Here is a 23,921-nt window from a genome sequence, read left to right as displayed (position 1 = left end):
GCGGGCCGTCGGATCGGCTAGGAACTGCAGGTATGACCGAGATGCGTGCCGGCGACGCCGCCGGCGAGGCGGAAGTCCTGTGGCGCCCTGACCCCGACCGGGTCCAGGACAGCCGGATGACCGCGTTCCGCTCCTGGCTCGCCTCGACCAAGGGACTGGACCTGCCCGACTACGAGTCGCTGTGGCAGTGGTCCACCTCCGACCTGGAGGGGTTCTGGGGCGCGATCGCGGAGTTCTTCGAGGTGGTGTTCCACAGCGGGCCCACGCGCGTGCTGGAGGCCCGCGTGATGCCCGGCGCGTCCTGGTTCCCCGGCGCCACGCTGAACTACGCGGAGCACGCCCTCAGGGGCCCGGACGACGACTTGGCGGTCGTGTTCCACCGCGAGGACGGGCTGTCGTCGCAGCTGACGTACGGCGAGCTGCGCCGCCGGGTGGCCGCCGTGCGCGCCGGGTTCGAGTCGCTGGGCGTGCGGCGGGGTGACCGGGTGGTGGCGCTGGTGCCGAACTCGCCGGAGGCGCTGATCGCGTTCCTGGCGGCCGCGTCGCTGGGCGCGACCTGGTCGTCGTGCTCGCCGGACTTCGGCGCGCGGGCGATCGCGGACCGCTTCGCGCAGATCTCGCCGACCGTGCTCGTGGCCGTCGACGGGTACCGGTACAACGGGCGGGCGTTCGACGTGCGGCCGACGGTGGAGCAGCTGAGGTCTCAGATCGGGTCGCTGCGCGCCACCGTGATGATCGACTACGTCGGCGGCACCCCGCTGCCGAACGCGGTGACCTGGGACTCCCTGCTGTCCGAGCACGCGGACGCGCCGATGGCCTTCGAGCCCGTGCCGTTCGACCACCCGCTGTGGGTGCTGTACTCGTCGGGCACGACCGGGCTGCCCAAGGGCATCGTGCAGGGGCACGGCGGGATCGTGCTCGAGCACCTGAAGATGCTGGCGCTGCACAGCGACCTCGGTCCGGGCGACCGGTTCTTCTGGTTCACCACCACCGGCTGGATGATGTGGAACTTCCTCGTGTCCGGCCTGCTGGTCGGGTCCACGATCGTGCTGTTCGACGGCAGTCCCGCGCACCCCGACCTGACCGTGCTGTGGCACCTGGCCGAGCAGCACCGCGTGACGTACTTCGGCACGTCCGCGCCGTACATCCAGTCGTGCCTGAAGGAGGGCCTCCACCCGGCCGAGCGCTTCGACCTGACGGGCCTGCGCGTGGTCGGCTCCACCGGCGCGCCCCTGACGCCCGAGGGCTTCCGCTGGATCGCGTCGGCCGTGAGCCCGGACGTGCAGATCGCGTCGGTCTCCGGCGGCACCGACCTGTGCACGGCGTTCGTGGCGGCCGCGCCCGACCTGCCGGTCTGGCTGGGCGAGCTCTCGTGCCGGGCGCTGGGCGCGGCCGTGGCGTCCTACTCGGAGTCCGGTGAGCCGGTCGTCGACGAGGTCGGCGAGCTGGTGATCACCGAGCCGATGCCGTCGATGCCGGTGTTCTTCTGGGGCGACGAGGACGGCGCGAAGCTGCGTGACGCGTACTTCTCCACCTTCGACGGCGTCTGGCGGCACGGCGACTGGATCCGGATCACCCCCCGCGGCTCGGCCGTCATCTACGGCCGCAGCGACTCCACCCTCAACCGCGGCGGCGTCCGCATGGGCACCAGCGAGTTCTACCGCGTCGTCGAGGGCCTGCCCGGCGTCGAGGACTCGTTGGTCATCGACACGTCGGGCGCCGGCCGCACCGACGGCGAACTGCTGTGCTTCCTGGTCCTGGAGCCGGGCACCACCCTGGCCGAGCTGGAACCGAGGCTGAGGACGGAACTGCGGACCAACCTCTCGCCGCGCCACGTGCCGAACCGGTTCGTCGCCGTGGCCGAGATCCCCAGGACGCTCAACGGCAAGAAGTGCGAGGTGCCGGTGAAGAAGATCCTGGCGGGCACCCCGCCCGAGCGCGCGGTCAGCCTGGACGCCCTGCGCAACCCGGCCTCCCTGCGCCCATTCCTCGACCTGTCCCGAGACCTACCTCACCCCGACCCCGCCTGAGCCCGCCGCAACGCCCCCCTCCACCGCCCCTGACCAGCGCAGACGCGGTAAAGAGGGGGGCGTTTTGCTATCCCACCGGGGGCATGTGTAATCTATGCGTCGTAGCCGAGGGGCTCCGGGAGGCTTCGCCTAGTCTGGTCTATGGCGCCGCACTGCTAATGCGGTTTGGGTTTATCGCCCATCCCGGGTTCAAATCCCGGAGCCTCCGCAACACCCAGCTCCGGCCGGGTGACAACTGAAGAACGATGCGCTCGTAGCTCAACGGATAGAGCATCTGACTACGGATCAGAAGGTTGCAGGTTCGAATCCTGCCGAGCGCGCACCGCTCAGGGCCCCTGTGGAGAAGTTTCCACAGGGGCCCTGACGCATTCGGGGGATCGTGTGCCGGAGGTCTTCCGAGTGACGTGCTGACGGTCACACTGCCGCGTCGGGCGGTGTCGCCTGTTGCAGGGGACGGCCACGGGTGAGGGTCTTGGTTGCGGCGTGGGAGTTGCAGGTGTAGGCGAAGAATGGCGGGATTCGCTCTCACGTGTACTGATCCACCGTGGTTCCTATTCAGTGGGCAACGTTAGTGGCCGCAGTTTTGCGGATTGTTGTCCCGTTCTGTGCATGGCGCCTGACCTGGTCTGATGTGCTGATCTAACCCAATCGGGTGGCTCTGGGGAACCTTGTGACCGAGTCGACTTCGCTCTGTACCATCGATACTGGGGGAAGACGCCGAACACTCGATCATGTTTCGCGTTGCTATTCGGAGGACGTCATGAAGTTCGACATGGGGGCGCAGACCCTCGGCAACCTGACACGCCAAACCCGGGGGGCGACCGAGGACCTGGGCGGTCTCGTCCGCCAGCTCCTGGTGGCCGCGGAGCCGTTGCAGGGCAATTTCAACGGCATCGGTCGGCAGAAGTTCGACGCCTTCAAGGCCAACGCGGACGCGATCACCGCCGACCTCAACGGCGCTCTGGCCGCGATCCTCGGTGGCCAGAGCGGGATGGACAGCGCGTTCGGCCAGGGTGACGCCGAGATGGCGGACAACGCGGCGTCCGCCCAGTCGTCCGCGAACTTCGACGCCGCCCGGTTCTCCGGCAACCGCTGACGAAGGGGGGATTCCAGGTGAACGACCGCAGGAGCTTCGACGTCGGTGTGTCCCAGCAGGTCCAGAGCGACCTGGCCGGGATCGTGGCCCGGTTGGAGACCGCGATCGCCCAGCGCAGCGCCGACGTCGCCGCCGCCATGGCGGACTTCCAGGCCGACGGGGTGTCCGAGGACTACCGCGCTGTGGAGGACCGGTGGAACCGGGCCGCGGGCGAGGTCCGGCAGATCCTCGACCTGGTCAAGACCACGATGTCCCGCAACGACGAGACGGCGGGCACGACGCTGGCCCGGGCTCGGTCGGCGGTGCAGGGGATCGGTTGACCCGGTGCGCATCCGACTGACCAGGGGGGTTCGACGATGACGAAGTGGGACATCTCGCCCAACGGCGTACGCGGTGTACTCGGGCAGACGCACGCCGTGGCTTCGCAGTTCGACGCGCAGGTCGCAAGCCTCGACGCCGCCCTGCGCGGTGCGGTCGCCCAGTCGGGGTCGGGGATCGTGGCCCAGGCCGTGCAGGGGTTCTTGCAGGCCAAGCAGGCGGACGTCCGGTTCGTGTTCACCCGCACGTCCGCCTGCATGAACGCCGCCGCCCAGGCCACCAACCACTACGTGCAGGGCGACCTGGAGATGGCGGCGAACGCCCAGGCTGCCGCGTCCGCCGCGCCCGACCCGCGGGCCGCGTTGCCGGGAGGCGGTGCGCGACCGCGATGATCAACCCGGGTGAGATCCCGCAGATCCAGGGCGACATGGACCAGCTCACCGCCCACGCCGCGGCGGTCGGCAAGTTCGCCGCGGACTTCACCGCCACCGGCCGTCAGGTCAACAGCACCTGGCAGGGCCTCTCGGGTGTCTACCGGGCGCCCGAGGTCGGGCAGCTGCTCGCGGCGACCGCGCCGGTCCAGGCGATGACCGCGTCGGTTGGCGAGGACGTGCGGGCCGTCGGCACCGCCCTGACCCGGTACGCCGCCGAGGTCCGGGAGATCCAGAACGCCCTGCGGACGCTCCGCACGCAGGCGGAGGCGTTCGTCGCGTCCACGAAGGACGACGAGGACTGGCGCGAGGACAAGGGCAAGGTCGCCCAGCACAACAAGCTGCGCGACTCGGTCGGCGTCCAGGTCGCCGCGTTCTTCGAAGCGCAGCGCAAGTGCGCCAACGCGATCAACTCGCTGTACGCGGGCGGGGTGCAGTACCGCGCGGAGAACGGCGACGGCAAGGTCGAGACCGGCGAGTACGGCTACACCGCCGAGCAGCTCAACGGGGCCAAGGACGTGCCGTGGGGCTCGCCCGAGAAGCACGACCGGGGGTTCTGGGGCGACGTCGGCGCCTTCTTCGGCGGCATGTGGGACGGGGTCAAGACGTTCGTCACCGACCTCGGCGCGCTCATCGGCCGCGACCCGACGACCGGCGAGTGGTCCTGGGGCGCGGCCGGTGCGGCGTGGAAGGGCCTGGGCACGTTCGTGATCGCCGTGGCCACCTACTCCAACCCGGTCGGCATCCTGTTCGACCAGACCATCGGCATGCCCGGCTTCGAACGCGGGGCCATGGGCAACCTGCTGCTGAACGCGGGCAAGACGATCATCGCCTACGACCAGTGGGGCGAGGACAACGCCCGGGCGGCGGGCACCGCCACGTTCAACATCGTGTCCGCCGTGGTCGGCACGAAGGGCGCCGGCTCGGGCTTGCGCGGCGCGGGCGCCGGTCTGCACAGCCTCCAGGTGGGTGCGGCGGGCGCCAAGATCGGTGCGGGTCTCATCCGGGCGGGCGAGTTCCTGAACAAGATGCCGACGGTCGGCGAACTGGGCCTCCGCCTGGCGGAGCGGCTCAACATCACCATCCCTCCGCTCGGCCCGATGCTCGCCATCGCCGGCGACGTCCCACCGGGCCACCGCTTCGACGTCGAGATGCCCGGTGGTCCGCACCAGCCGAACGTCGTGCACATGGACGCGAATCCGCCAGGCGGTCACCCGCCGGGCAGCGTGGGCGACTCCTTCACGCCGCACGGTGACCGGCCGTCCACCGACGGCCACCAGGTTCCCCCCGGCGGAACCCCGAGCGCCGACGCCACCAGCCGGCCCGACCTGCCTCCCGCCCACCGGGACCGTGTGGTGGACCTCGCGAACCGGCTCGGTGTCGACGGCGACGCCCAACGGTGGCTCGACCGGACCGACCTGCCGGAGGGGTTGCCCGAGAACGCAGCCAACGACCTGGCTCGCCTCGACGAGTCGGGTCGGCTGGCGGGTTCACCCCGCCGGATCGACGACATCGTCAAGGACTTCTACGAGCAGATGGGTGGCGACGCGACTCACGCGCGTGGCGCCGCGGCCGAGCTGTGGGCGGCGCGGGACCTGCTCGACAGCGGCCGGCTCGCGCCCGAGAGCAGGATCGCGCTCAGCGCGGTGATCGACGAGCGGATCGACCTCGGCAACGGCACCGTGGTCAGGACGGGTGACGTCCCCCAGGCGGACCTCGTCTACCAGACCGCCGACGGGGTGGTGCATCTCGACGAGGTCAAGTACGGCGCGCAGACCTTCGCGAGCAAGCTCGCCGAAGATCCGGACCAGTTCAGGCGGATGATCGGCTGGCGTGATGCGGCGCCGGGCCGTGAGATCGGGATCAGGATCTACACCGACGAGGGGTGGACCGGCCTGTTCAGCAGGGCGAAGGGCCGGTCCGCCATCGACGAGTTGATCGAGAACGACGTGACCGTGACAATCGGGGAGCGCGTGCTCACCCCTGCCCAGCTGGACAAGTTGCGCAACGCGGTAACGGAGGCCTCGACGAGCAGTGTGCACGGCTTGCCGCCCGGTCGCGGTCAGGCAGGCCCCTGGTTCGAGAAGCACATGCCGAACCTCACGGCCGCCAAGGAGTTCCTCGCACCGTACGGAGTTGATTTCCTGTGACCACCCACCTGGTGCCGGAGCCGCTGAGGGCGTTGCCCCGGCCATGGTCCGCATCCGACTTCGGCGAGCTCAACCGGGGCGTGAAGGCGTTGCCCCCCGATGCCGCGAACCGCACGGTCGCCCTCTCGGCGTTGGAGCACTCGCTGGACTTCCTGGCCGAGCACCGGGACGACCCGGAACCCGTGCTGCCCGAGGCGTTCCACGAGCAGTGGTTCGTCGTGGACCGGAAGTTCGCCGCCGACATGCCGTCGCTCGCGGACGTCACCGTCCCGGCGATCCGGGACTGGCTCGGTCAGGAGCACGCCGATCGGCTCAGGGACGTCGACGGACCGGCTCTCACCGCCGAGGCGGTCGAGCAGTTCTGGGTTTCACGGGCGGTCGGCGAGCTGACGACCGCGGCGCTGCACTGGTTGCGCACCGCCGTCCGGGACACCGCCGCCGAGCAGGACCGGGATCGGCTGGTCGCGCTCCTCAAGGACGCGGTGCCCAGGGTCGATGACCGCACTGCGGTGCAGCTGCTGGGCATCGTCCTGGACGTGGCAGCGATCCGCGAGATCCCCTACTTCGCGGCGTTGGAGCACGACCAGGCCGCGCCCCAGCCCGTTCGGCGCAAGGCGGCGCAGCTGCGCGTGGTCGCCGAGACGCGCGCGGCCGAGCAACCGGCCTGAGCGTCACCCCGTCGGCTGCTCCGGCAGGCCGAAGTGCCGGAGCACGGCGGTCAGGGTTTCGTACGGGGCTCGAGGCCCGCCGCTCAGGCGGACCCAGCACGACGGGCGGTCCGGGCGGCCGGCCAGTCGGGCGGATGGGGCAGGCGCCGATCGAGCCAGCTCGGGGTCCGTCACGGCTTCCGCGCCGATCAGGATGCCGTACGGCAGGGCGGGCGGGGTCGGGGTCGACGGCCGGGCACCCGCCACCCGCGTCGGGTGCACGGAGACGACCACCGTTCTGGCGGTCGGGGCCAGCGCGTCCACCATGGCCTCGACCGCGTCCTGGCCGACCCGACCGCTCGCCGGGCCCGAGACCTTCACGCGTTCCAGCACGCCGGTGTCGACGCGTTCCACTTCGAGCACGCCCACCGCGTCGTCACCGACCACGACGACGCGCGTGGGCCGGGGGCTGCGCTCGCGGCAGTGAGCGGTGACCTCGCGGCGGGACCACGGGTGGGTCGCGGGTTCGGACACGCCCCACCCCGTCGGCTGGTCGCCGGTCAACGCCCGGAACACGTGGTCGGCCACGGTGCCGAGCTCCAGGGTGGCCGCCGCCGGGTGGGACGCGACCGCGAGCACCTCGATGCCCCCGCTGCCGGCGGGCGGCAGGGTGATCTCGGGCAGCGCGCCCTCGGTGGGCGCGAATCGGTTGCCGTTCCAGTGCATCGGCACGCCGGTGAAGCCGTCGCGGAACCCCGTGCCGTCGCGGACCACCCACTGGCTGCGGCCCGCGCCGAACATGACTTCCAACGGGTAGGTGATGCGGCTGTACGACGGCGTCAGCACCTGCAACAGCCGTCCGCTGCCCACCGCGGTCACCGCCGCGTCCGCCAGCCACCCCGACAGCCCGACCACCCGGCGGTCCTGTTCCACGACCAGCGCCTCGGGCGTCAGCCGATCCGCCGCAGGGTGCCACGTCACCGGCTCGACCACGACACACCTCCGACGAGGGACACGAGCGCCGCGGTGAACCGGCGGGCCGCTGCTTCCGCTTCCGGGTCGCCGCCAGGGGACCTGCACTCCACCCACCACGCCGGGTGGGGCACGTCGTCGCCCTCCACGCCGAGCAGCCGCCGGACCTCGCCGCGGGTCTGCACGAGGCGCGCTGACTCGGTGGTGAACAGGAGGCGGCCGCCCGGGTGGTACAGCTGGATGAGCCGCGCCCCCTCGACGGTGTCGACGCGGAGTTCGGGGCCGGCCGCCGTCATGGCCGCGATCACGGCCCCCGGATCCGGGTTGTCCCGGCACAGCGCCACGATGTCGAACGTCACGGCTCGCCTCCGCCCTGGTCGAGGTAAGCGGTCTGGACGATGCGGACCGGGTCGCCCGGCCGCACGTGCTGCGCCCTGCCCACCGGCAGGGACGTGGGGCGCACCCCGGTGAACAGCAGCCCCTCGCTGCGGTCGCCGGACATCACCAGGCTCAGGCAGCCCGACTCGCGCACGTTCATCGTGAACGGCTCGAACAGCCCTCGCGACGCACCGGCGACGCGTCGTGCCATCACCACGTGCAGCCCGATGTCCCGGCCCGACGCCACGAACGGCACGAAGCCGCCCAGGGGTTGGGTGCCGGACGCGGAGAGGACGTCGTAGTCGTCCACCAGCAGCACGACCCGAGGGCCGGAACGCCGGTTCTCGACGCGTTCGGTCAGCTCCTCGCACACGGCGGCGGTCAGCTTCTGCGCCTCGATCGCGTTGGTCGCGTAGCCGCCGTTCAGCTCCTCGGGCACGGCGTCGCGCAGACCGCCGCGCGGGTCGTACACGGCGAACACGATCCGGTCCTCGGCGAAACGGCCCGCCAGGTCGGCGGCGACCAACCGCAGCAGGTTCGTCTTGCCCGCGCCGGAGTCCCCCAACACCAAGAGGTGCTGGTCGCGGCCGAACAGGTCCAGGACGGCCGGGGTGAAGTCCTCCTCGAACACGCCGAACGCGACGCTCCCGGCCTCCGGCGCGGCACCGGCGAGCAGGTCCGCGCGGAGCACCGGGGGCAGCACGCGCACCTCCGGCGGCACGGGCCCGACCCAGGCCGAGCGGATAGTGGCCGCCGCGGCGGCCAGGCCCGAACCGGTGGGGTCGGGCACGGAGTCCAGGCGTGGCAGCGCGAACTGGCCGTGCAGCTTGGTCGAGGTGATCGCCCGGCCCGGGTTGTTCGGCGGAATCTGCTTGGCCGCTTTGGCGTCGATGTTCGACTCGCTCGGGTCGGCCATCCGCAGTTCGACGCGGTTGGCGAACGCGTGCTGCTGCGCGTTGCGGACCTCGTTCCACCGCCGCGCGGTGGCCACCACGTGGATGCCGTACCGGCCGCTGCGGGTGAGCAGGTCGTGGACCTTGGTCTCCAGCTCTTCGAACTCGGCGGAGAGCTGGCCGTACCCGTCGATCAGCAGCACGACCTCGATGCACGTCGGCCGGTCGGGGACGTCGGGGGCGGCACGCAGGTCGGCCACGGTGTCCCACTGGTACAGCGCGAACAGGCGCTCGCGTTCACTGAGCATGGCGTGCACCTCGTCGACGGTGCGGCGCACGCGCTCGCGGTTGTCGCGGCCCGCCACGCCGCCGACGTGCGGCAGGTTCTCCAGCGGCCGCAGGCCGTTGCCGAGCAGGTCGATGCCGTAGACGCCCACGTCGGTGGGTGTCCGCGAGGCGGCCAGGCCCAGGGTGATCGTGCGCAGGGCGGTGCTCTTGCCGGACCCCGGACCGCCGACGAGGAGCAGGTGGCCGCCGCCGGAGGACAGGTCGAGCAGCCAAGGCCCCTGCCACTGGCGCGCGGGATCGTCGAGCACGCCGACCGGCACGCGCGCGTCCCCCGCGGCGGCCCGCAGCCGGACCCCGTCCGGCGTGACGTCGTACCCGCCCGCGGCCCGGTCGAGGGCGACGGCCGCCGGCAGCGGCGGCAGCCAGATCGCCGGTACCCGGTCGGCCGCGCCGGCGAGTCGACCGACCACGGTCGACATCAGGGTCGGGCCGCCGCCGGCCCGGGTCGGCGCGGGTGCCGCGGCCGGCGCCGCCGTCTCGACCCGCCCCCACTCCAGGGCCGGTCTGACCAGCGGGCCGGTGACCGGCGCTGCCTCGGCCTCGCCGTCGACGAGCGGGCCGGAGACGTACGCCGACTTGAACTTCTCGTAGTGCGTGACGTCGACCTTGAGGTAGCCGGTGCCCGGCAGCGAAGGCAGGTGGAACGCGTCCGGGTTGTCCAGCACCGTCCGCGACTCCATCTCGCTGAGCGTGCGCAACCCGATCCGGTAGGACAGGTAGGTGTCCAAACCACGCAGCTTGCCCTGCTCCACGCGCTGGCTGGACAACAGCAGGTGCACCCCGATCGACCGCCCGACCCGGCCGATGCGCAGGAACAGGTCGACGAACTCGGGCTTCGCGGTGAGCAGTTCGCCGAACTCGTCGATCAGCACGAGCAGGTGCGGCAGTGGCGGCCACTCGTCCCGGTCGCCGCGCTTGGCCCGCCACTCGTGGTACGCCCTGATGTCGCTCGACTTGTCCGCGTCGGACAGCAGCTGCTGGCGGCGGTCCACCTCGCCCTCGATGCTCTGGTAGGCCCGCTCCACCATCGTCGCGTCCGCCGACAGGTTCGTGATGAGGCCCGCGACATGCGGCAGGGCGGTGAACGGGGCGAAGGTGGCGCCACCCTTGTAGTCGACCAGCACCATGGCCAACTGCTCCGGTGCGTGTGTCGCGGCGAGGGCCAGCACGAGGGTGCGCAGGAGTTCGCTCTTGCCCGACCCGGTGGCGCCGACGCACAGGCCGTGCGGGCCCATGCCGTGCTGGGCGGCTTCCTTGAGGTCCAGCACGACAGGCTTGCCGGTCTCGCCCACACCCAGGGGAACGCGCAGGAAGTCGCGTCCGGACCGCGGCTTCCAGAGGTCGTCGACCTCGATCCGGGACGGGTCGGACAACCCGAGCAGGTCGGTGAAGTCGGCGGGCGGGCTGCCGGTGCCGTCGTCGTAGGAGTCGGCGGACAGCCGCAGCGGCGCCAGCACGCGCGCCAGCCCGGTCACGAACGGCAGCGAGGCGTCGTCGACGTCACCGCGCACGCGGACCGGCGGGTCGGCGGTGAGGTCTTCCAGGACGACGGCGCCGCCGTCGACGGTGATCCGCCGGGAGACCTCCTCCGGCTCGTGCAGCCGGTCGGCCAGCAGGTGCACGACGGTGATGCCGAGCGCGGCCAGGCTGGTGGTCCGGTCGGGGACGGGGATCACCCCGGCGATCGCGCCGTGCGCGTCGTCGAGGACGAGGAGCCTCGGGCCGAGCCGTGCGACTTCGGTGGTGTCGTTCGACCTGTGCGGTCGGGCCGCCCGCTGCACGCGCTCGGCGATGTCGTCGGCGAGCAGCGCGACGAGCGTGGCGGGCGAGGTCACGACCAGTGGCACGGGACCGGACGGGCCGATGCCCACCCGGTGCAGCGCGTGCGGCAACCAGCGCGCCCAGGCCCACTCGGCAGCCCGTTCGGCCGTCGTGACGACCGCGATCGTCAGGTCCTCGGGCGCGTGGAACGCCGCGGCCTGGGCGAACACCGCCCGGGCGACGGCCACCACGTCCTCCCGGCGATCGCCGATCACGCTGACGTCGCCCGCCCGGTCCAGGTCCACCCGCAGCGGCATCCCGGACGTCAGCGCGAACCGCCGGATCACCGCTTCGGCCTGCTGGAGCATGAACGGGTCGGGCGTGCGGAAGGTGTCGTGCTCACGGATCACCACGGGTCGCACGGGCAGCGCGCCGACGCCGAGCCGCACCCGCAGGAAGTCCACGTCCGGCCGGCGGCGCTCCCACAGCCGGGCCGGGTCGGCGACCACGCTCACCAGGTGGCTCGCCGGCGGGTCGAGCACGGTGGCGCGTGCCCGCAGCTCGTCCTCGTCCCGCCGGAGCTCGTCCCGCAACCGCTCCAGCTCGTCGAGGTAGCCCTCCCGCTCGCCCCGCCGCTTGCGCGCGCCCTGGCCCCGCTGGGTGAAGTAGAAGACACCGGCGGCGCCCAGCGAGACGACCATGACGACCGCCCCGAGCGCGGCGAAACCCGAACCGCGCATGAACATCATCATGCTCATCGCCACGCTGGCCCCGGCCATCGGAATGAGCGCTTGCACGCCCGATCCGCTCTTGGCGTCGGGCAACGCGGGCGGTGGCTTGACGTAACGGGTGACCGGCGCGGTGACCGGGCGGACCACCCGGGCCGGGCGGTGTACGGCTCTCGTCGTCATCGGTGCCCCGTCACATCGGCGCCGCGCGGACCAGCGCCTCGCCGGCGAGGCGCGTCGCCTCCACCAGCGCGGCTTCCCCGACCTTGGACGGCACGAGCGGCACGCCGGCCGCGAGGTGCCGGTCGTGCGGCACGGTGACCACGGGTACGCCGAGTCCGGCGAACGCGTTCTTGGTCGTGTCGGCGCGCAGCGCGGCCAGCCCGGCCGGGTTGACGACGTTCAACGCGACCACCGCGCGGCCCATCCCCGTGGGACCCCGGGTGGCCGCGATGCGGGCGACCGCGTCGTAAGTGGACCGCACGGCGTCGGGCGTGGCGGCGCAAGCGATGACGACGCTGTGCGCGTCGGCCAGCACCTCGGTGGTGTTGGGTGAGCTCAAGCCGCCCGGGCAGTCGGTGACGATCACCGCGAACAGCCGGGACAGCGCGGTGGTCACCTCGCGGCACAGGCGCGGTGTGCCGGGAGCACCACCGGGCAGGACCCACAACCCGTTAGGCAGCCTCGGCAACAGGTGTGCGATGTCCTCCAGCGTGCCGCTGCGCGCGGTGAGCAGCGCGGGTGCGATCGACGCGAGCGGCGGTGGCGCGGTGAGGCCGAGGCGCCACGACAGCGCGCCGCCGAACGGCTCGGCGTCGGCGGCCAGGACCGGTTGCCGACGCCGGGCCGCGTAGATGGACGCGAGCAGCGCCGCGGTGGCGGTGCGCCCGGCGCCGCCGTGCACGGACACGACCGCCACCCTGCGGCTGGTGGGCAGTGGCATCGCGGCCCGGCGCGCGAGGTCGGCGAGCTCTCTCGTGGCGCGCCCGTCGGTGATCGCGCGGCCGACCGTGCGCAGGGCGCGCCGGACCGCCGAGTCGCCGTGCGGCACCCGCCGGACCAGCGGTGGCGCGCCGGTTCGGGGCGGGTGGGGCATCGCTTGCGCGGTCATACCGTTCCCCCGCGTCAGAAGGTGTCGAGAAGTCGCGAGTACACGCCGAAGACGCCCACCGCCACCGGCACCGAGCCCAGCACCGCGAGGCCCTCCAGCCGGTCGGCCCACTGCCGGGCGCGTGCCCGCACGTGCGACTGCGGCCGGTGACCCAGCACCAGCAGCCCGAGCAGCACCACCACCAGCGCCGCGACGGCGGCCACCCACCACAGCCGCGGCTGGTCGCGGACCAGTCGCGCCAGCAGCGCGCCCACCACGACCAGGGCAGCGGTCACCATCGACACCACCTCGGCGGTCAACGGGAACGCGCGCAGCCGCAGGAACAGGACCACCGCCAGCAGCACGGCGAGCGCGACCGACCACCCGTCGGAGGTGGCGAGCACCAGCCCCGCGGCCGTGCCGGACAACACGGCCGCCACGCAGGCCGTGGCCAGGCCGCGGTGCGCCGCGTCCACGGCGGCCTCGGCGGACGGCCGGGGGACGGAGTCGTCGGTGTTCAACCGGTCGTCGAGCTTCGTGAGACCGGACGACACCATCGCCACCCTGGGCAGCACCCCGAGGAGGCCGACCGTCACGACGGCCGTCAACGCGGCGGACCGGTGTGCCGGCAGGCCCGCCGCGGCGAGGGCGACCCACCAGCCGAGCAGGGCCAGCGACACACCCGCGCCGAGCAGACCCGCCCGCCGGTGGCCGGTCGCGACACCGAGCAGCGCCACGGCGCAGGCGGCGCCGAGCGCCCACAGCGCCCAGCGATGAGGCCAGGACGACGTCCACGCGGGCACGGTCGTCGCCAGAGAGGCCGTGCCGCCGAGCAACAGCGCGACACCCGCCGGGCGCCGCCCGGCCGCGGCGGCGCCCAGACCGGCGGCGAGCAGCACCACCGCGGCCGCGGTCAGGACCCAGACGGGGACCTGCGCCGCGGTGACGTGTGCCGCGAACGCCGACGCCACGACGCACGCACCGGTCGCGGTCCGCACGCGCGCGGCGTCGTGCCACCGCCCGGGACGCCGGTCCAGGTCGTCGGAGAGCTCGTCGGGGATGTCGTACACGACGGCCGCCGGCGGCGCCGCGGTGAACGGGTCGACGCGCAGCACCGCGCCGTCGGGGACCCCCGCGTCGCGGAGGCTGGTGGCGGGCGGCAGCACGGTGCCGTCGACGAGGCCGAGCTGGAAGCCGCGAGGATCGCCGCCGTGCCGGTGGCCGACCATGGCGACCATCTCCGGGAGCAGGGCGCCGAGCGGCTCGTCCGACGGCAGCACGACGTCGATCCGCCGGGTGGGGCCGATCAGCGTGACCCGGGTGAGCCGGCCGGCCGGCGTGGCGGTCGTCATCGGCGCACGGCGGGGGTGCTCGACGCGGGGCGCTCGTCGAGGACTTCCTGGAGGTACGACCACCCGACACACCCCGCGCACGCGACCGCCGCCAGCACCACGCTGATCCCCAGCGTCTTCAGGTTGTCGGAACACGTCCGCATGCGCCGGTCCCACCCCCAGAGCATCGATTCCCGAAGTCGGGTGCGGCGGACGGCGACGGACTCGAGGAGTTGCGTGTCGTATTCGCGCGCCACGTTCTCATGTTAACGGCATTGCACATCACGGCAGCGGATCACGGCGTGCGTCCTCCGTTCGGCTTTGCGAATTGGGGTGATGGTCGGGCGGAATCCGCAATATTGCGGTTCTACTGTGGAGAAACTGTCCCAAGGTTTTCGCGTTATTCCAACTCGCCTGAGTTCGTGCGCATCCAGGCGATGTGGCGGCGTCGGCGTCACGGCGGGCCGCCGGTCCACTCCTTCCCGGCCAAACGTCCGACGCGGGCTCTTCGGCCGAGACCTGATGTCAAAGATGCTTGACATCAGGTCAAGTAGAGCCGACACTGGCGATGTCAAGTTTGCTTTACATCGGAGGGCGGGCGATGTCGTACGAGGAGAAGGGCACGTGGGTGTACCTGGTGGTCAGCGCGCTGACCTACGTGGGGTACGTCGTGGTCGTACTCGGCCGTGCCGGTGACGGACCGGTGGTCGAGGCGGAGTACGTGGCGCCCCTGCTGTGGGCGATCGGCATCTCCATCGGCCTGGCCATCGTCGGGCGTATCGCGGTGGAGATCGCGAAGCCCAGCGAGAGCCACAAGGCCGACGCCCGGGACCGGGAGATCAACCGGTTCGGCGAGCACGTCGCGAGCGTCGTGCTCGGGGTCGGCATGGTGCTGCCGCTCGTGCTCGCGCTCGCCGAGGCGCCGCACTTCTGGATCGCCAACGCCATCTACGCCGTGTTCGTGGTGTGGTCGGTGTTCGGGGCCGCGGTCAAGTTGGTCGCGTACCGGCGGGGGTTCTGAGTGGGCAAGCCGACCAGGATCACCAACTCGATCCGCGCGCTCCGCTTCGCGCACGGCGAGATGACGCAGGCCGAGCTGGCCCGCCGACTCGACGTCACGCGCCAGACCGTCATCGCCATCGAGCAGGGCCGCTACTCGCCCTCGCTGGAGATGGCCTTCCAGATCGCCCGCGTGTTCCAAGTGCCGCTCGGCGACGTGTTCCAGTACCCGGAGGACGACTCATGAGAGCGATGACCCAGGACGCGTACGGCGTCCCCGAAGAAGTGCTGCGGCTCGACGACGTCGACCGGCCCTCGGTGAAGGACGGCGAGGTGCTCGTGCGTGTTCGCGCCGCGGCGGTCTCCGGTTCCGACTGGCACATCCTGCGCGGCCTGCCCTACGCGGCACGGCCGGTGGTCGGGTTGCGCCGGCCGCGCAACAAGGTGCCCGGCCTGGAGCTGGCCGGCACGGTCGAGGCGATCGGTGCCGGTGTGACCTCCGTCGAGGTGGGCGACGAGGTCTTCGGGTGGTGTTCCGGCGCGTTCTGCGAGTACGTCGCCGTGCCCGAGGGCCAGGTGACGGTCAAGCCCGCCAACCTCACGCCGGAGCAGGCAGCGGCCGTGCCGATCGCCGGGTTCACCGCGTTGCAGGCGGTCCGGGACGCGGGACGGGTCCGCGTGGGGCAGAAGGTTCTGGTGCTGGGCGCTTCCGGGTGCGTCGGCACGTACGCCGTGCAGTTGGCCAAGCACTACGGGGCCGAGGTGACCGCCGTGTGCGGCGCGGCGAAGGCGGGGATGGTCGCGGACCTCGGCGCGGACCACGTGCTCGACCACGCCGCCGGGCCGGTGACCGCGAGCGGGTTCGACGTGGTGGTCGACCTGTTCGGCAACCCCTCCCTGCGCACGCTCAAGCGCCTGCTGAAGCCGGGCGGCACGGTCGCGCTCGTCGGCGGCACGGGCGGCCGGTGGTTCATGGGCGTCGACCGGTGGTTGCGGGCGGTGCTCGCCGCGCCGTTCCTGGGCATCAAGGCTCGACCGCTCGTGCACGAGGACCGCCTCGACGACCTGGTGCTGCTCCGGGAGCTCATCGAGGCGGGGGCGGTCGCGCCGGTGCTGGACCGCACGTACCCCCTGGACCAGGCGGCCGCCGCGATCGAGGACGTGCGGCGCGGCCGGGTGCGGGGCCACGCCGTCGTCACGCCCTGATCACCACCGTGACGGCGGTGGCGGTGGCACGGCCGGTGGGCGGTCGTCGCAGGTGATGGTGTTCGGCAGCAGCCACGGCGCCAGCCAGCCGTCGTTGCCGCCGGCGTCGGTCAGCGAGAACTCCGAGCCGGTGGCCGGGAAGCCGAACGCGCCGCAGTTGTTCACCGGCACCGCGCCGACGTTGCGGGCGTCCACGTTCTCGAACGTCGCCGAGCCGGCCGCACGCGCGCTCACCACCGACGTGCCCGTGCCGTCGACCCGGATGTCCTCGAAGCGCACGTTGGTGATCGAGTGCAGGTCCTTCACCGACCACTCGCTGACCAGCATGATCGCGTTGTAGGTGTTGTCCAGGAAGTGGTTGCCGACCACCCGCACGTCCGCGTCGATGTCGGCCTCCAGGGCGTAGAACCAGATCGCGCCCAGCCCGATCCGCCAGTTCAGCTCGAACGTGCCCGCCCGGACGGTGGTGTTGTCGGTGACCAGCACCTGCCCGGTGAACGGTTGCGCGCCGAACCGCGTCCCGAGCTGGATGCCGCTGCCCTCGCGCACGGGATCGGCGACCAGGTTGCCGACCACGGTGTTGTCCGTGCCGCCGTAGAGCGCGATCCCGTTGGCCAGCACGGGCGACTGCACGGTGTTGCGCTCGAACCGGTTGCGCGCGTTCTGCTGGTGCTCGGACCACATGGCGAGGCCGTCGTCACCGGTGTTGCGGATGAAGTTGTGGCGCACCAGGGAGTCGGTGACGCCGGTGTGGAAGTTGAGCGCGTCGGCGACCTGGTCGACGATCGTGTTGCCGGTGATCGACACGTTCGACATCGGACCGTCCAACCACAACCCGACCTTGGTGTGGCGGATGTGCAGGCCGTGGACGGTGGAGTCGCTCAGCGCACCGCCGATGCCGTTGACCTGGTCGGTGTCCACGCGGTCGCGGACGTCGCCCTCGATGGCGAACCCGCGCAGGTGGACGTCGCGGCTGCCGCCCTCGGCCGCGGGCTTGCCGTAGAAGCCGACCCCGGTGTGGACGGAGCCGTCCGGTGCGGGGGTCGGCAGCGTGACTTGACGGCCCTTGACCACGGTGTGCCAGTTGCCCGCGCCTTCGATGGTCACGTCGTCCACGACGATGTGCCGGTTGACCTGGAAGGTGCCCGGCGGCAGGTACACCGGGAGCCGGTGCCGCCTGGCGAACGCGATGGCGCGGTCGACGGCGTCGGCCGAGTCGCGCCGGCCGGTCGGGTCCGCGCCGAACAGCAGCACGTTGGCCGCGCGCGGGGTGACGTGCGGCGGGGGCACCAGCTCGGAGTCCAGCAGGTCGATCACGGTCCACTCGGCGTTCGTGCCGGCGGGGGCGGTGAGGCGGACGCGGTCGCCGGCGCGGAAGGTCTTGCCGAGCTTCAGCCGCTGCTCGTCGTAGAAGTGGCTGGGGCGGAACGGCTTCGCGATCACGGGCGCGGGCGTGGTCTGCGCCGGCACGCACGCGCACTCGGTGATCCACCAGTCCGGGTGCAGCAGGTCGGCGTTCGGGTCGTTGGTGAAGGGGTACTGGTTGTAGAGCCAGGCGTACTGCGAGGTGAGCGTCATCGTCTTGCGGTGCTTGCCGTTCACCGTCACGTCCAGGGGCGCGGTGATGCCGCCGCCGGTCGGGGCGTCCGGGATGCTGTAGCGGACGGTGATCGCGTTCGCCGCCGCCGGGAGCGTGAACTCGACGTGCTCGCCGGGCGCGAGCCGGACCGCCGTGCGGCCGGACGCCTCGGACGGCAGCGCGTAGGCCGTGCGGTCGGGGCCGATGACCGTGCCGGTAGTGGTGGCGTTCTCGGCTTCCTGCTCGACGAACGCCACGTCCGCGCCGCGGCCGGCGACGAGCGCGGGGTCCAGCGCGGCCCGGGTGACGACGGGTGCGGGCGCGGCCTGGGCGGCGGGCGTCGCGAGCCCGGCCGCCACCACCGCCACGACCAAGCCGAACCTGGCGGACATCCGCGGCATCGGGGTCTCGTTTCTCTCGTGCCGGCAGGGCGACGTGACCCTAGGCGGGCTGTGCGCTGCATCACAAGAGGTTGTCGAGAAATTGCGCGGTTCGGTCGGCTATTTGCGCTCGGTCAGCGGGTGCGGCCCAACTCCGCCAGCACGCCGTCGGTGAACGCGGGCCACGCCGTCGCGGCCCACTCGCCGAACTGCCGGTCGGTCAGGGCCACGCACGCCACCTCGGCGTCCGGGTCCACCCACAGGAACGTGCCGCTCTGCCCGAAGTGCCCGACCGTGCGGGGCGAGCTGGCCGAGCCGGTCCAGTGCGGCGACTTCGCCGCCCGGATCTCGAACCCGAGGCCCCAGTCGTTCTCCTTCTGCAACCCGAAGCCCGGCAGCACGCCGCGCAGCCCCGGGAACGCCACCGTCGTCGCCTCCGCCACGAGATCGGCCGACACGAGCTTCGGGGACTGCACCTCCGCCGCGAACCGCACCAGGTCGGAGACCGTGGACACGCCGCCCGCGCCCGCCGAACCCGTCAACTCCGACGACGTCATGCCCAGCGGCTCGAACACCGCCTCCGCCAGGTACCGCGCGAACGGGATCTCCGTCGCCGCCTCCACGAAGTCGGCGAGCACCTGGAAGCCCGTGTTGGAGTAGATCCGCTTGGTCCCGGGCGCGGCCTGGACGTCGGCCGAGTCGAACGCCAACCCGGACGTGTGCGCGATCAGGTGCCGCACCGTGGACCCCTCGGGCCCGGCCGGCTGGTCCCACTCGACCGCGCCCTCCTCCACCGCCACCAGCACCGCGTACGACGTCAGCAGCTTGGTCACCGACGCCAGCGGGAACCGGTGGTCGACCGGCCCGTGCGTGCCCAGCACTTCGCCCCGCGCGTCGACCACGGCCGTCGCCGCGGTGTCCACGGGCCACGACGACACCGCCTGCAAGCTCTCCATGCCGCAGACTCTGCCACGTGTCACCACGAGAGCTGGTCGTGCTCGGCACCGCGAGCCAGGTGCCGACCCGCGCCCGCAACCACAACGGCTACCTGCTGCGCTGGGACGCCGAGGGCTTCCTGTTCGACCCGGGCGACGGCACGCAGCGCCAGATGGTGCGCGCCGGCGTGGCCGCCACCGACGTCACCAGGCTGTTCATCACCCACTTCCACGGCGACCACTGCCTCGGCGTGCCGGGCGTCGTGCAACGCCTGTCCCTCGACCGCGTGCCGCACACCGTGCACGCCCACTTCCCGGCCGAGGGCGCGGAGTACTTCGACCGGCTCCGGCACGCGAGCTCGTTCCACGACGTGGCCGACGTCCGCGCCCACCCGATCACGGAGCCGGGCGTGCTCGCCGAGGGCCCGTTCGGCCGCCTGGAGGCCCGCCGCCTCGACCACACCCTGCCCGCCTACGGCTACCGCCTGGTCGAACCGGACGGCCGCACGATGATCCCCGACCTGCTGGCCGCCCACGGCATCCGGGGCCAGGCGATCCGCGACCTCCGGCCACCGTTGCTGGACGAGGTCAGCGTGCCCCGCCGGGGCCAGCGGTTCGCCTTCGTCATGGACACCCGGCTGTGCGATGGCGTGTTCGAACTCGCCGACGGCGCGGACATGCTGGTCATCGAGTCGACCTTCCTGCACGGCGACGAGGCCCTGGCCGTGGAATACGGCCACTTGACCGCTCGCCAGGCGGCCGAGGTCGCGGCCGAGTGCGGGGTGCGCAAGCTCGTGCTGACCCATTTCTCGCAGCGCTACACCGATCCCCGGATGTTCCACGACGAGGCGGCCGAGGTGTTCGACGGCGAGATCGTGATCGCCGCCGACCTCGACCGCGTGCCATTGCCTCGACGTCGTGACCGGAATGGTGGGGAAAAGACTTGAAAGATCAAAGCGTCCTCGCCGGACGGGCAGGTCAGCGGGATGACCTGCCCGTCCGGCGAGGACGCTTTCAATCTGTGATCTTTTGATCTCTGATTCGCCTCCCCTCGGTCGCCCACTGGTCGCCGACCAGGGTTTCGAGGTCCGAACAACCCGGCTCCCAACCCAACGCCCGCAACCGAGACGTGTCCGCGCGCAGTTCCCGAGCCTCACCGGGGTGCGCGTCCCGCCGCACGACCGGCACCTCCCGACCCGCCACCCGGCCCACGGAAGCGAGCACATCGGCCACGCTCGCGGGCGTCGCGCCCACGTTCAGCGCCACGTGGCCCGTCCCGCCCCACTCCACCGCCGTCACGAACGCCCGCGCGACGTCCCGCACGTGCACGAAGTCCCGCACCGCCGACCCGTCCCCGAACACCTCCATCGCCGGCAGCCGCCCGGACGCGGCCCCGCAAGCCCTGGTGATCACGCGCGTGTCGTCGGCGTCCCCGCCGCCCGCCACGTTGAACAACCGCAGCGACACCCCGCTCACCCGCCCGGCACCCGCCGCCCACGCCAGCACGTCCTCGGCAGCGGCCTTGGAAGCCGCGTAAGGGTTGACCGGCGAGCGCGGGCAGTCCTCGTCGATCGTCGCGACCCCGGCGGACCCGTACACGCCCGCCGTGGAGGCCAGCACGAACCGTGGCGGTGGTGAGCGCAGCAGGTTCACCGTGCCGCCGACGTTCACGTCGTAGTACCGCACCGGGTCGGCGAACGACTCCCGCACCCGCGCCAGACCCGCCAGGTGCACGACAGCATCGACCGGCCCGTCGACCCGTTCTTCGAACGACCCGACCCGGACATCACCCGAAAAGGGGATGGGGGTGTGGCCGGCCGCGGCCAACTCCGCCGACACCACCCGTCCGACGTACCCGGTTGACCCGGTGACCACCACGCGCATGGCGACATCCCAGCACGTCGGACGCGTCGATCACGTACCTGAACTCGGTGCAAATTCACCCTAAAGGTTGGGACCGGTGGGGCCGATACAACCCAAGTGAGTTACCCGCATCCAGCCATGCACACGAGCATCGAGGGCGTTCTCGCCGAGCACGCCGTGCACGAGGCGAAGCGGCAGAGGTTCCTGGAGACCGCCGCCGCCATCGTGGCCGCCGCACCACCGTCGGTGGACGACACGCTGCTGGGCCTGCTGCTCCCGTTCCCCAAGGCACAGGGGCCGAGGGCCTTCCTGAACCGGGTTGACCAGGTTCTTCGCGACGCCGCTCGATGATCTCGCGCAGTCGCCCCTGATCCCATCGGCAAGTTTCATCCGGTCGTTGCCGGACCGTGCTAGGCCGATCCCATCGCCTGCCTCTACAGTGCGTGGCACCCGGCGCTCGCCGGCTGTCTCGTCTGCTTCTCATAAAGCGAGTTCTCGGCGATGGATGACGTCCTTTCCGCGCTTCAAGCGCGCCTCGGCACCCTGTTCGGCGACCGGTTGGTCGTGCTCGCGGGCGGCACTCGGTTGAGTAGTCGCGCCGGTGAGCTGCACCAGCTGGGCGCTCGCCATACGCTCGTGCTGTCGACGGACGACCACGCGCCGCTGCACGACTCGGACGTGGCCCGCTGGGTGCCGCTGGGCATCGCGGGCGGCTTCGTCGCGGTCGAGCAGAACCGGCTCACCAAGCTGCTCACCTCGCCCAACCGCAAGGTCCGCGAGGTGCTGGAGGACTTCGACCCGCGGTGCGAGGCGCTGGTGATCAGCACCCCGTACGTGCACACGCCGGAGTTCGCCGGCCGCCCGGTGCTCAACGCCCGCCGCCCCGAGTGGGTGGAGCTGGAGAACAAGACGACGATCGACGCCCTGTGGGACGAGCTGTCCGCGCCCCGCGCGCCCGCCGTCGTGCTCGGCCTGGACTTCGAGGGCCTGTGGGCCGCGACCGAGAGCCTGGACCGCGGCGCGGGCGTGGTCTGGTCCGGTGACGGCCCGGCGATCAACGGCGGCGCGAACTTCGTGCGCCGCGTCCGGGACCGGCAGGAGGCGCAGGACGCGTTCGACGTGCTCGCGGCCAAGTGCGACTTCGTCCGGGTGATGCCGTTCCTGGAGGGCATCCCGGTGAGCGTGCACGGGATCGTGTTCCCGGACGGCACCGCCGTGCTGCGGCCGATCGAGATGGTCGTGCCGCGCCGCGCGGGCCAGGCCCGGTTCCTGTACGCGGGCTGCGCGTCCTACTACGACCCGCCCGCGTGGATCCGCGAGGAGATGCGCAACCTGGCCCGCCGGGTCGGGGAGCGGCTGCGCGAGACCGTGGACTACCGCGGCACGTTCACCCTCGACGGCATCGCCACCGCCGACGGGTTCCTGCCGACCGAGATCAACACCCGCTACGGCGGCGCGATGGTGTGCTTCGAGGACGCCCTGCCGCAGCTGCCGCTGGCGCTGGTGCAGGTCGCCCTGGTCGCCGGGCACGACCTCGGCGTGTCGTCCATCGAGTTCGAGGAGCTGCTGGTCTCCGCCGCGGACGACTACCGGCACGGCTCGGTCGGCGCGAACGTGCGCGCGGTACACCCGACCGAGGTCGTGGAGCGCTCGATCGTGTTCACCGAGTGGTCGTGCCGGTTCGCGCACCCCGACGAGACGCCGCACGGCGTGCTGCGGCTGCGCCCGTCACCGCTGGGCGCGCGGCTGGAGCTGGACTTCTACGCCGACCAGCTCCCGCTCGGCCGCCCGGTGGTGGCGTTGACGGTGGCCGCGTTCGCCCTGGCCGACCAGGAGTGGGGCACCGCGCTCGGCCCCCTGGAGCCCGCGGTGCCGGTCGCCGACGGCGCGGCCGCCGCCAAGGTCGTGGTGGCGGAGCCGACCGCCGTCACGGCGTGATCGTCACGCCTTCCTCGCCGTTGAAGGAACTCGAGTCCCCGGAGACCGTTCCCTCGTACGCGGCGAGGAAGGCGTACCGGTAGCCCATCAGCTGCAACGTCACCGCCGGCGGCTGGTTGGGCGGGTAGGCCTTGTCCCGGTAGGCGCGCAGCAGGTCCGGGTTGCACTGCGCGGTGGCGCGCAGCAGCGCCGGCGTCACCGGCGTCCCGCACACCAGGTGCAGCGCGACCCGCGCGGCCAGCGCGAGCAGCCGCGGCGAGCGGTCGGCGGAGGCCAGGTCCTCGGCGACGGCCACCACGTGCCGCGGCACGACCTCGGGCACCGCGATGGCCAGCGCCATGGAGCACGCCACCTCCGCGCCCGCCAGCGCCTCGAACACCTTCGGCGCGCCCTTGGCCACCTCGTGGCGCGTCTGCGTGATCCAGTCCGGGGGACGGCGGGGCAGCTCGCGGCCCAGGACGTTCCACCGGCGCCGGGTGCGCTTGCCGTCGTCGGTGAAACCGGCGCTCGCCAGGGCCATCGCGGCCAGCAGGAAGATCACCCGATCGCGGCTGTCCGCGGGCACCCGGTAGCTCGCGCCCATCTCCACCAGGAAGGGCACGGCCCACACGCTCGCCTCGGACACCGTGTCGTCGACCAGCAGCCTGGCGGCGAGGGCCTCGCAGGCCACCTCGCGCGTCACGCGCTCGCCGTGCACGACCCGGCGCATCAGGTCGTCCACGCCCGCCCCGTGGGCGAGCACCGACCAGGGCATGTCCTCCAGTCCACGCAACGGGTCCGGCCGTTGCCACGCAGGTGGGAGCTCCATGGCGCGCAACGTACGCGATCTCGGCCATCGGTACCGGCGG

Annotated in this window: 22 protein-coding genes and 2 tRNA genes; 14 read left to right on the top strand and 10 right to left on the bottom strand. The window is 72.2% G+C overall.

The window, feature by feature from the left end:
- Nucleotides 1–32 precede the first annotated feature (32 nt).
- The 8 genes from LZG04_RS19115 (at nucleotide 33) to LZG04_RS19080 (ending at nucleotide 6,693) form a co-directional block, all read left to right on the top strand.
- Nucleotides 33–2,030, top strand: a complete 1,998-nt coding sequence (locus LZG04_RS19115; protein ID WP_233818862.1) for an acetoacetate--CoA ligase — start codon at nucleotides 33–35, stop codon at nucleotides 2,028–2,030.
- 118 nt (nucleotides 2,031–2,148) lie between these two features.
- A tRNA-Ser gene (locus tag LZG04_RS19110) sits at nucleotides 2,149–2,238 on the top strand.
- Between the two features lie 39 nt (nucleotides 2,239–2,277).
- Nucleotides 2,278–2,350, top strand: a tRNA-Arg gene (locus LZG04_RS19105).
- 440 nt (nucleotides 2,351–2,790) lie between these two features.
- Nucleotides 2,791–3,126, top strand: a complete 336-nt coding sequence (locus LZG04_RS19100) for a hypothetical protein (protein WP_233818860.1) — start codon at nucleotides 2,791–2,793, stop codon at nucleotides 3,124–3,126.
- A gap of 17 nt (nucleotides 3,127–3,143) precedes the next feature.
- Entirely contained in the window at nucleotides 3,144–3,446 is a 303-nt protein-coding gene (locus tag LZG04_RS19095) for a pore-forming ESAT-6 family protein (protein WP_233818858.1), read from the top strand.
- Between the two features lie 36 nt (nucleotides 3,447–3,482).
- Nucleotides 3,483–3,836, top strand: a complete 354-nt coding sequence (locus tag LZG04_RS19090; RefSeq protein WP_233818856.1) for a DUF6507 family protein — start codon at nucleotides 3,483–3,485, stop codon at nucleotides 3,834–3,836.
- Nucleotides 3,833–6,025 carry a hypothetical protein gene (locus LZG04_RS19085; RefSeq protein WP_233818854.1) on the top strand — a complete coding sequence of 731 codons (2,193 nt, stop codon included), beginning with the start codon at nucleotides 3,833–3,835 and terminating at the stop codon, nucleotides 6,023–6,025. Before LZG04_RS19090 ends, LZG04_RS19085 begins: the two co-directional genes overlap by 4 nt.
- Nucleotides 6,022–6,693 (top strand): hypothetical protein, encoded by a 672-nt coding sequence (locus tag LZG04_RS19080; RefSeq protein ID WP_233818852.1) that lies wholly within the window; start codon nucleotides 6,022–6,024, stop codon nucleotides 6,691–6,693. The genes LZG04_RS19085 and LZG04_RS19080 overlap by 4 nt, the downstream gene beginning before the upstream one ends.
- Nucleotides 6,694–6,696: 3 nt before the next feature.
- Here LZG04_RS19080 and LZG04_RS19075 read toward each other — a convergent pair whose 3' ends face one another.
- The 6 genes from LZG04_RS19075 to LZG04_RS19050 are packed head-to-tail and all read right to left on the bottom strand — an operon-like array spanning nucleotide 6,697 to nucleotide 14,337.
- Complete coding sequence (locus tag LZG04_RS19075) at nucleotides 6,697–7,665, bottom strand: DUF6177 family protein (RefSeq protein WP_233818850.1); 969 nt, start codon at nucleotides 7,663–7,665, stop codon at nucleotides 6,697–6,699.
- Nucleotides 7,650–8,003, bottom strand: a complete 354-nt coding sequence (locus tag LZG04_RS19070; RefSeq protein ID WP_233818848.1) for a hypothetical protein — start codon at nucleotides 8,001–8,003, stop codon at nucleotides 7,650–7,652. Before LZG04_RS19070 ends, LZG04_RS19075 begins: the two co-directional genes overlap by 16 nt.
- On the bottom strand, nucleotides 8,000–11,935 hold the full coding sequence (gene eccCa, locus LZG04_RS19065; RefSeq protein WP_233818846.1) for a type VII secretion protein EccCa: 3,936 nt from the start codon (nucleotides 11,933–11,935) through the stop codon (nucleotides 8,000–8,002). Before eccCa ends, LZG04_RS19070 begins: the two co-directional genes overlap by 4 nt.
- 10 nt (nucleotides 11,936–11,945) lie before the next feature.
- The gene (locus tag LZG04_RS19060) at nucleotides 11,946–12,863 is read right to left on the bottom strand and encodes a chromosome partitioning protein (protein ID WP_233818843.1); all 918 of its coding nucleotides are present in this window, start codon (nucleotides 12,861–12,863) and stop codon (nucleotides 11,946–11,948) included.
- 14 nt (nucleotides 12,864–12,877) lie between these two features.
- Nucleotides 12,878–14,194: a type VII secretion integral membrane protein EccD gene (gene eccD, locus LZG04_RS19055; protein ID WP_233818841.1), complete on the bottom strand. Its 1,317-nt coding sequence runs from the start codon at nucleotides 14,192–14,194 to the stop codon at nucleotides 12,878–12,880.
- Nucleotides 14,191–14,337 carry a hypothetical protein gene (locus LZG04_RS19050; protein WP_233818839.1) on the bottom strand — a complete coding sequence of 49 codons (147 nt, stop codon included), beginning with the start codon at nucleotides 14,335–14,337 and terminating at the stop codon, nucleotides 14,191–14,193. Before LZG04_RS19050 ends, eccD begins: the two co-directional genes overlap by 4 nt.
- Before the next feature lie 437 nt (nucleotides 14,338–14,774).
- Here LZG04_RS19050 and LZG04_RS19045 point away from each other — a divergent pair, with 437 nt between their 5' ends.
- Genes LZG04_RS19045 through LZG04_RS19035 form a run of 3 tightly spaced genes read left to right on the top strand, consistent with a single transcriptional unit; the run spans nucleotide 14,775 to nucleotide 16,378 of the window.
- Nucleotides 14,775–15,194 (top strand): hypothetical protein, encoded by a 420-nt coding sequence (locus LZG04_RS19045; protein WP_233818837.1) that lies wholly within the window; start codon nucleotides 14,775–14,777, stop codon nucleotides 15,192–15,194.
- Nucleotides 15,195–15,419, top strand: a complete 225-nt coding sequence (locus tag LZG04_RS19040; RefSeq protein WP_053715684.1) for a helix-turn-helix transcriptional regulator — start codon at nucleotides 15,195–15,197, stop codon at nucleotides 15,417–15,419. It begins immediately after the preceding gene.
- Nucleotides 15,416–16,378: an NAD(P)-dependent alcohol dehydrogenase gene (locus LZG04_RS19035; protein WP_233818835.1), complete on the top strand. Its 963-nt coding sequence runs from the start codon at nucleotides 15,416–15,418 to the stop codon at nucleotides 16,376–16,378. The genes LZG04_RS19040 and LZG04_RS19035 overlap by 4 nt, the downstream gene beginning before the upstream one ends.
- On the opposite strand, the gene LZG04_RS19030 is transcribed toward LZG04_RS19035, so the two are convergent.
- The gene (locus tag LZG04_RS19030; protein ID WP_233818833.1) at nucleotides 16,379–18,358 is read right to left on the bottom strand and encodes a glycosyl hydrolase family 28-related protein; all 1,980 of its coding nucleotides are present in this window, start codon (nucleotides 18,356–18,358) and stop codon (nucleotides 16,379–16,381) included. It abuts the gene before it with no gap.
- Between the two features lie 113 nt (nucleotides 18,359–18,471).
- Nucleotides 18,472–19,293, bottom strand: coding sequence for a serine hydrolase (locus LZG04_RS19025; RefSeq protein WP_233818831.1), 822 nt, complete (start codon nucleotides 19,291–19,293; stop codon nucleotides 18,472–18,474).
- Between the two features lie 17 nt (nucleotides 19,294–19,310).
- Here LZG04_RS19025 and LZG04_RS19020 point away from each other — a divergent pair, with 17 nt between their 5' ends.
- Entirely contained in the window at nucleotides 19,311–20,219 is a 909-nt protein-coding gene (locus LZG04_RS19020; protein ID WP_233818829.1) for a ribonuclease Z, read from the top strand.
- 67 nt (nucleotides 20,220–20,286) lie between these two features.
- Here LZG04_RS19020 and LZG04_RS19015 read toward each other — a convergent pair whose 3' ends face one another.
- Nucleotides 20,287–21,156, bottom strand: a complete 870-nt coding sequence (locus LZG04_RS19015; protein ID WP_233818827.1) for an NAD-dependent epimerase/dehydratase family protein — start codon at nucleotides 21,154–21,156, stop codon at nucleotides 20,287–20,289.
- Nucleotides 21,157–21,273: 117 nt separating this feature from the next.
- On the opposite strand from LZG04_RS19015, the gene LZG04_RS19010 reads away from it, so the two are divergent.
- Together LZG04_RS19010 and LZG04_RS19005 are read left to right on the top strand one after the other, a co-directional pair.
- Nucleotides 21,274–21,486, top strand: a complete 213-nt coding sequence (locus LZG04_RS19010; protein WP_233818825.1) for a hypothetical protein — start codon at nucleotides 21,274–21,276, stop codon at nucleotides 21,484–21,486.
- Nucleotides 21,487–21,636: 150 nt separating this feature from the next.
- Entirely contained in the window at nucleotides 21,637–23,073 is a 1,437-nt protein-coding gene (locus tag LZG04_RS19005; protein ID WP_233818823.1) for a hypothetical protein, read from the top strand.
- On the opposite strand, the gene LZG04_RS19000 is transcribed toward LZG04_RS19005, so the two are convergent.
- A complete protein-coding gene (locus tag LZG04_RS19000; protein ID WP_233818821.1) occupies nucleotides 23,063–23,881 on the bottom strand; it encodes a hypothetical protein in 819 nt (272 codons plus the stop codon). The genes LZG04_RS19005 and LZG04_RS19000 overlap by 11 nt on opposite strands.
- Nucleotides 23,882–23,921: the final 40 nt, after the last annotated feature.

The sequence above is a fragment of the Saccharothrix sp. S26 genome (assembly GCF_021390395.1).
In the GTDB taxonomy this organism is placed as follows: Bacteria; Actinomycetota; Actinomycetes; order Mycobacteriales; family Pseudonocardiaceae; genus Actinosynnema.
This window is presented reverse-complemented; position numbering and strand designations above follow the sequence as displayed.

Bases quoted from the DNA above. Each gene is read 5' to 3' on its own strand.
- LZG04_RS19115 (WP_233818862.1), top strand. From the start codon at position 33: ATGACCGAGATGCGTGCCGGCGACGCCGCCGGCGAGGCGGAAGTCCTG.
- LZG04_RS19100 (WP_233818860.1), top strand. From the start codon at position 2,791: ATGAAGTTCGACATGGGGGCGCAGACCCTCGGCAACCTGACACGCCAA.
- LZG04_RS19090 (WP_233818856.1), top strand. From the start codon at position 3,483: ATGACGAAGTGGGACATCTCGCCCAACGGCGTACGCGGTGTACTCGGG.
- LZG04_RS19085 (WP_233818854.1), top strand. From the start codon at position 3,833: ATGATCAACCCGGGTGAGATCCCGCAGATCCAGGGCGACATGGACCAG.
- eccCa (WP_233818846.1), bottom strand. From the start codon at position 11,935: ATGACGACGAGAGCCGTACACCGCCCGGCCCGGGTGGTCCGCCCGGTC.
- LZG04_RS19060 (WP_233818843.1), bottom strand. From the start codon at position 12,863: ATGACCGCGCAAGCGATGCCCCACCCGCCCCGAACCGGCGCGCCACCG.
- eccD (WP_233818841.1), bottom strand. From the start codon at position 14,194: ATGACGACCGCCACGCCGGCCGGCCGGCTCACCCGGGTCACGCTGATC.
- LZG04_RS19050 (WP_233818839.1), bottom strand. From the start codon at position 14,337: ATGCGGACGTGTTCCGACAACCTGAAGACGCTGGGGATCAGCGTGGTG.
- LZG04_RS19045 (WP_233818837.1), top strand. From the start codon at position 14,775: ATGTCGTACGAGGAGAAGGGCACGTGGGTGTACCTGGTGGTCAGCGCG.
- LZG04_RS19035 (WP_233818835.1), top strand. From the start codon at position 15,416: ATGAGAGCGATGACCCAGGACGCGTACGGCGTCCCCGAAGAAGTGCTG.
- LZG04_RS19030 (WP_233818833.1), bottom strand. From the start codon at position 18,358: ATGCCGCGGATGTCCGCCAGGTTCGGCTTGGTCGTGGCGGTGGTGGCG.
- LZG04_RS19025 (WP_233818831.1), bottom strand. From the start codon at position 19,293: ATGGAGAGCTTGCAGGCGGTGTCGTCGTGGCCCGTGGACACCGCGGCG.
- LZG04_RS19015 (WP_233818827.1), bottom strand. From the start codon at position 21,156: ATGCGCGTGGTGGTCACCGGGTCAACCGGGTACGTCGGACGGGTGGTG.
- LZG04_RS19010 (WP_233818825.1), top strand. From the start codon at position 21,274: ATGCACACGAGCATCGAGGGCGTTCTCGCCGAGCACGCCGTGCACGAG.
- LZG04_RS19005 (WP_233818823.1), top strand. From the start codon at position 21,637: ATGGATGACGTCCTTTCCGCGCTTCAAGCGCGCCTCGGCACCCTGTTC.
- LZG04_RS19000 (WP_233818821.1), bottom strand. From the start codon at position 23,881: ATGGAGCTCCCACCTGCGTGGCAACGGCCGGACCCGTTGCGTGGACTG.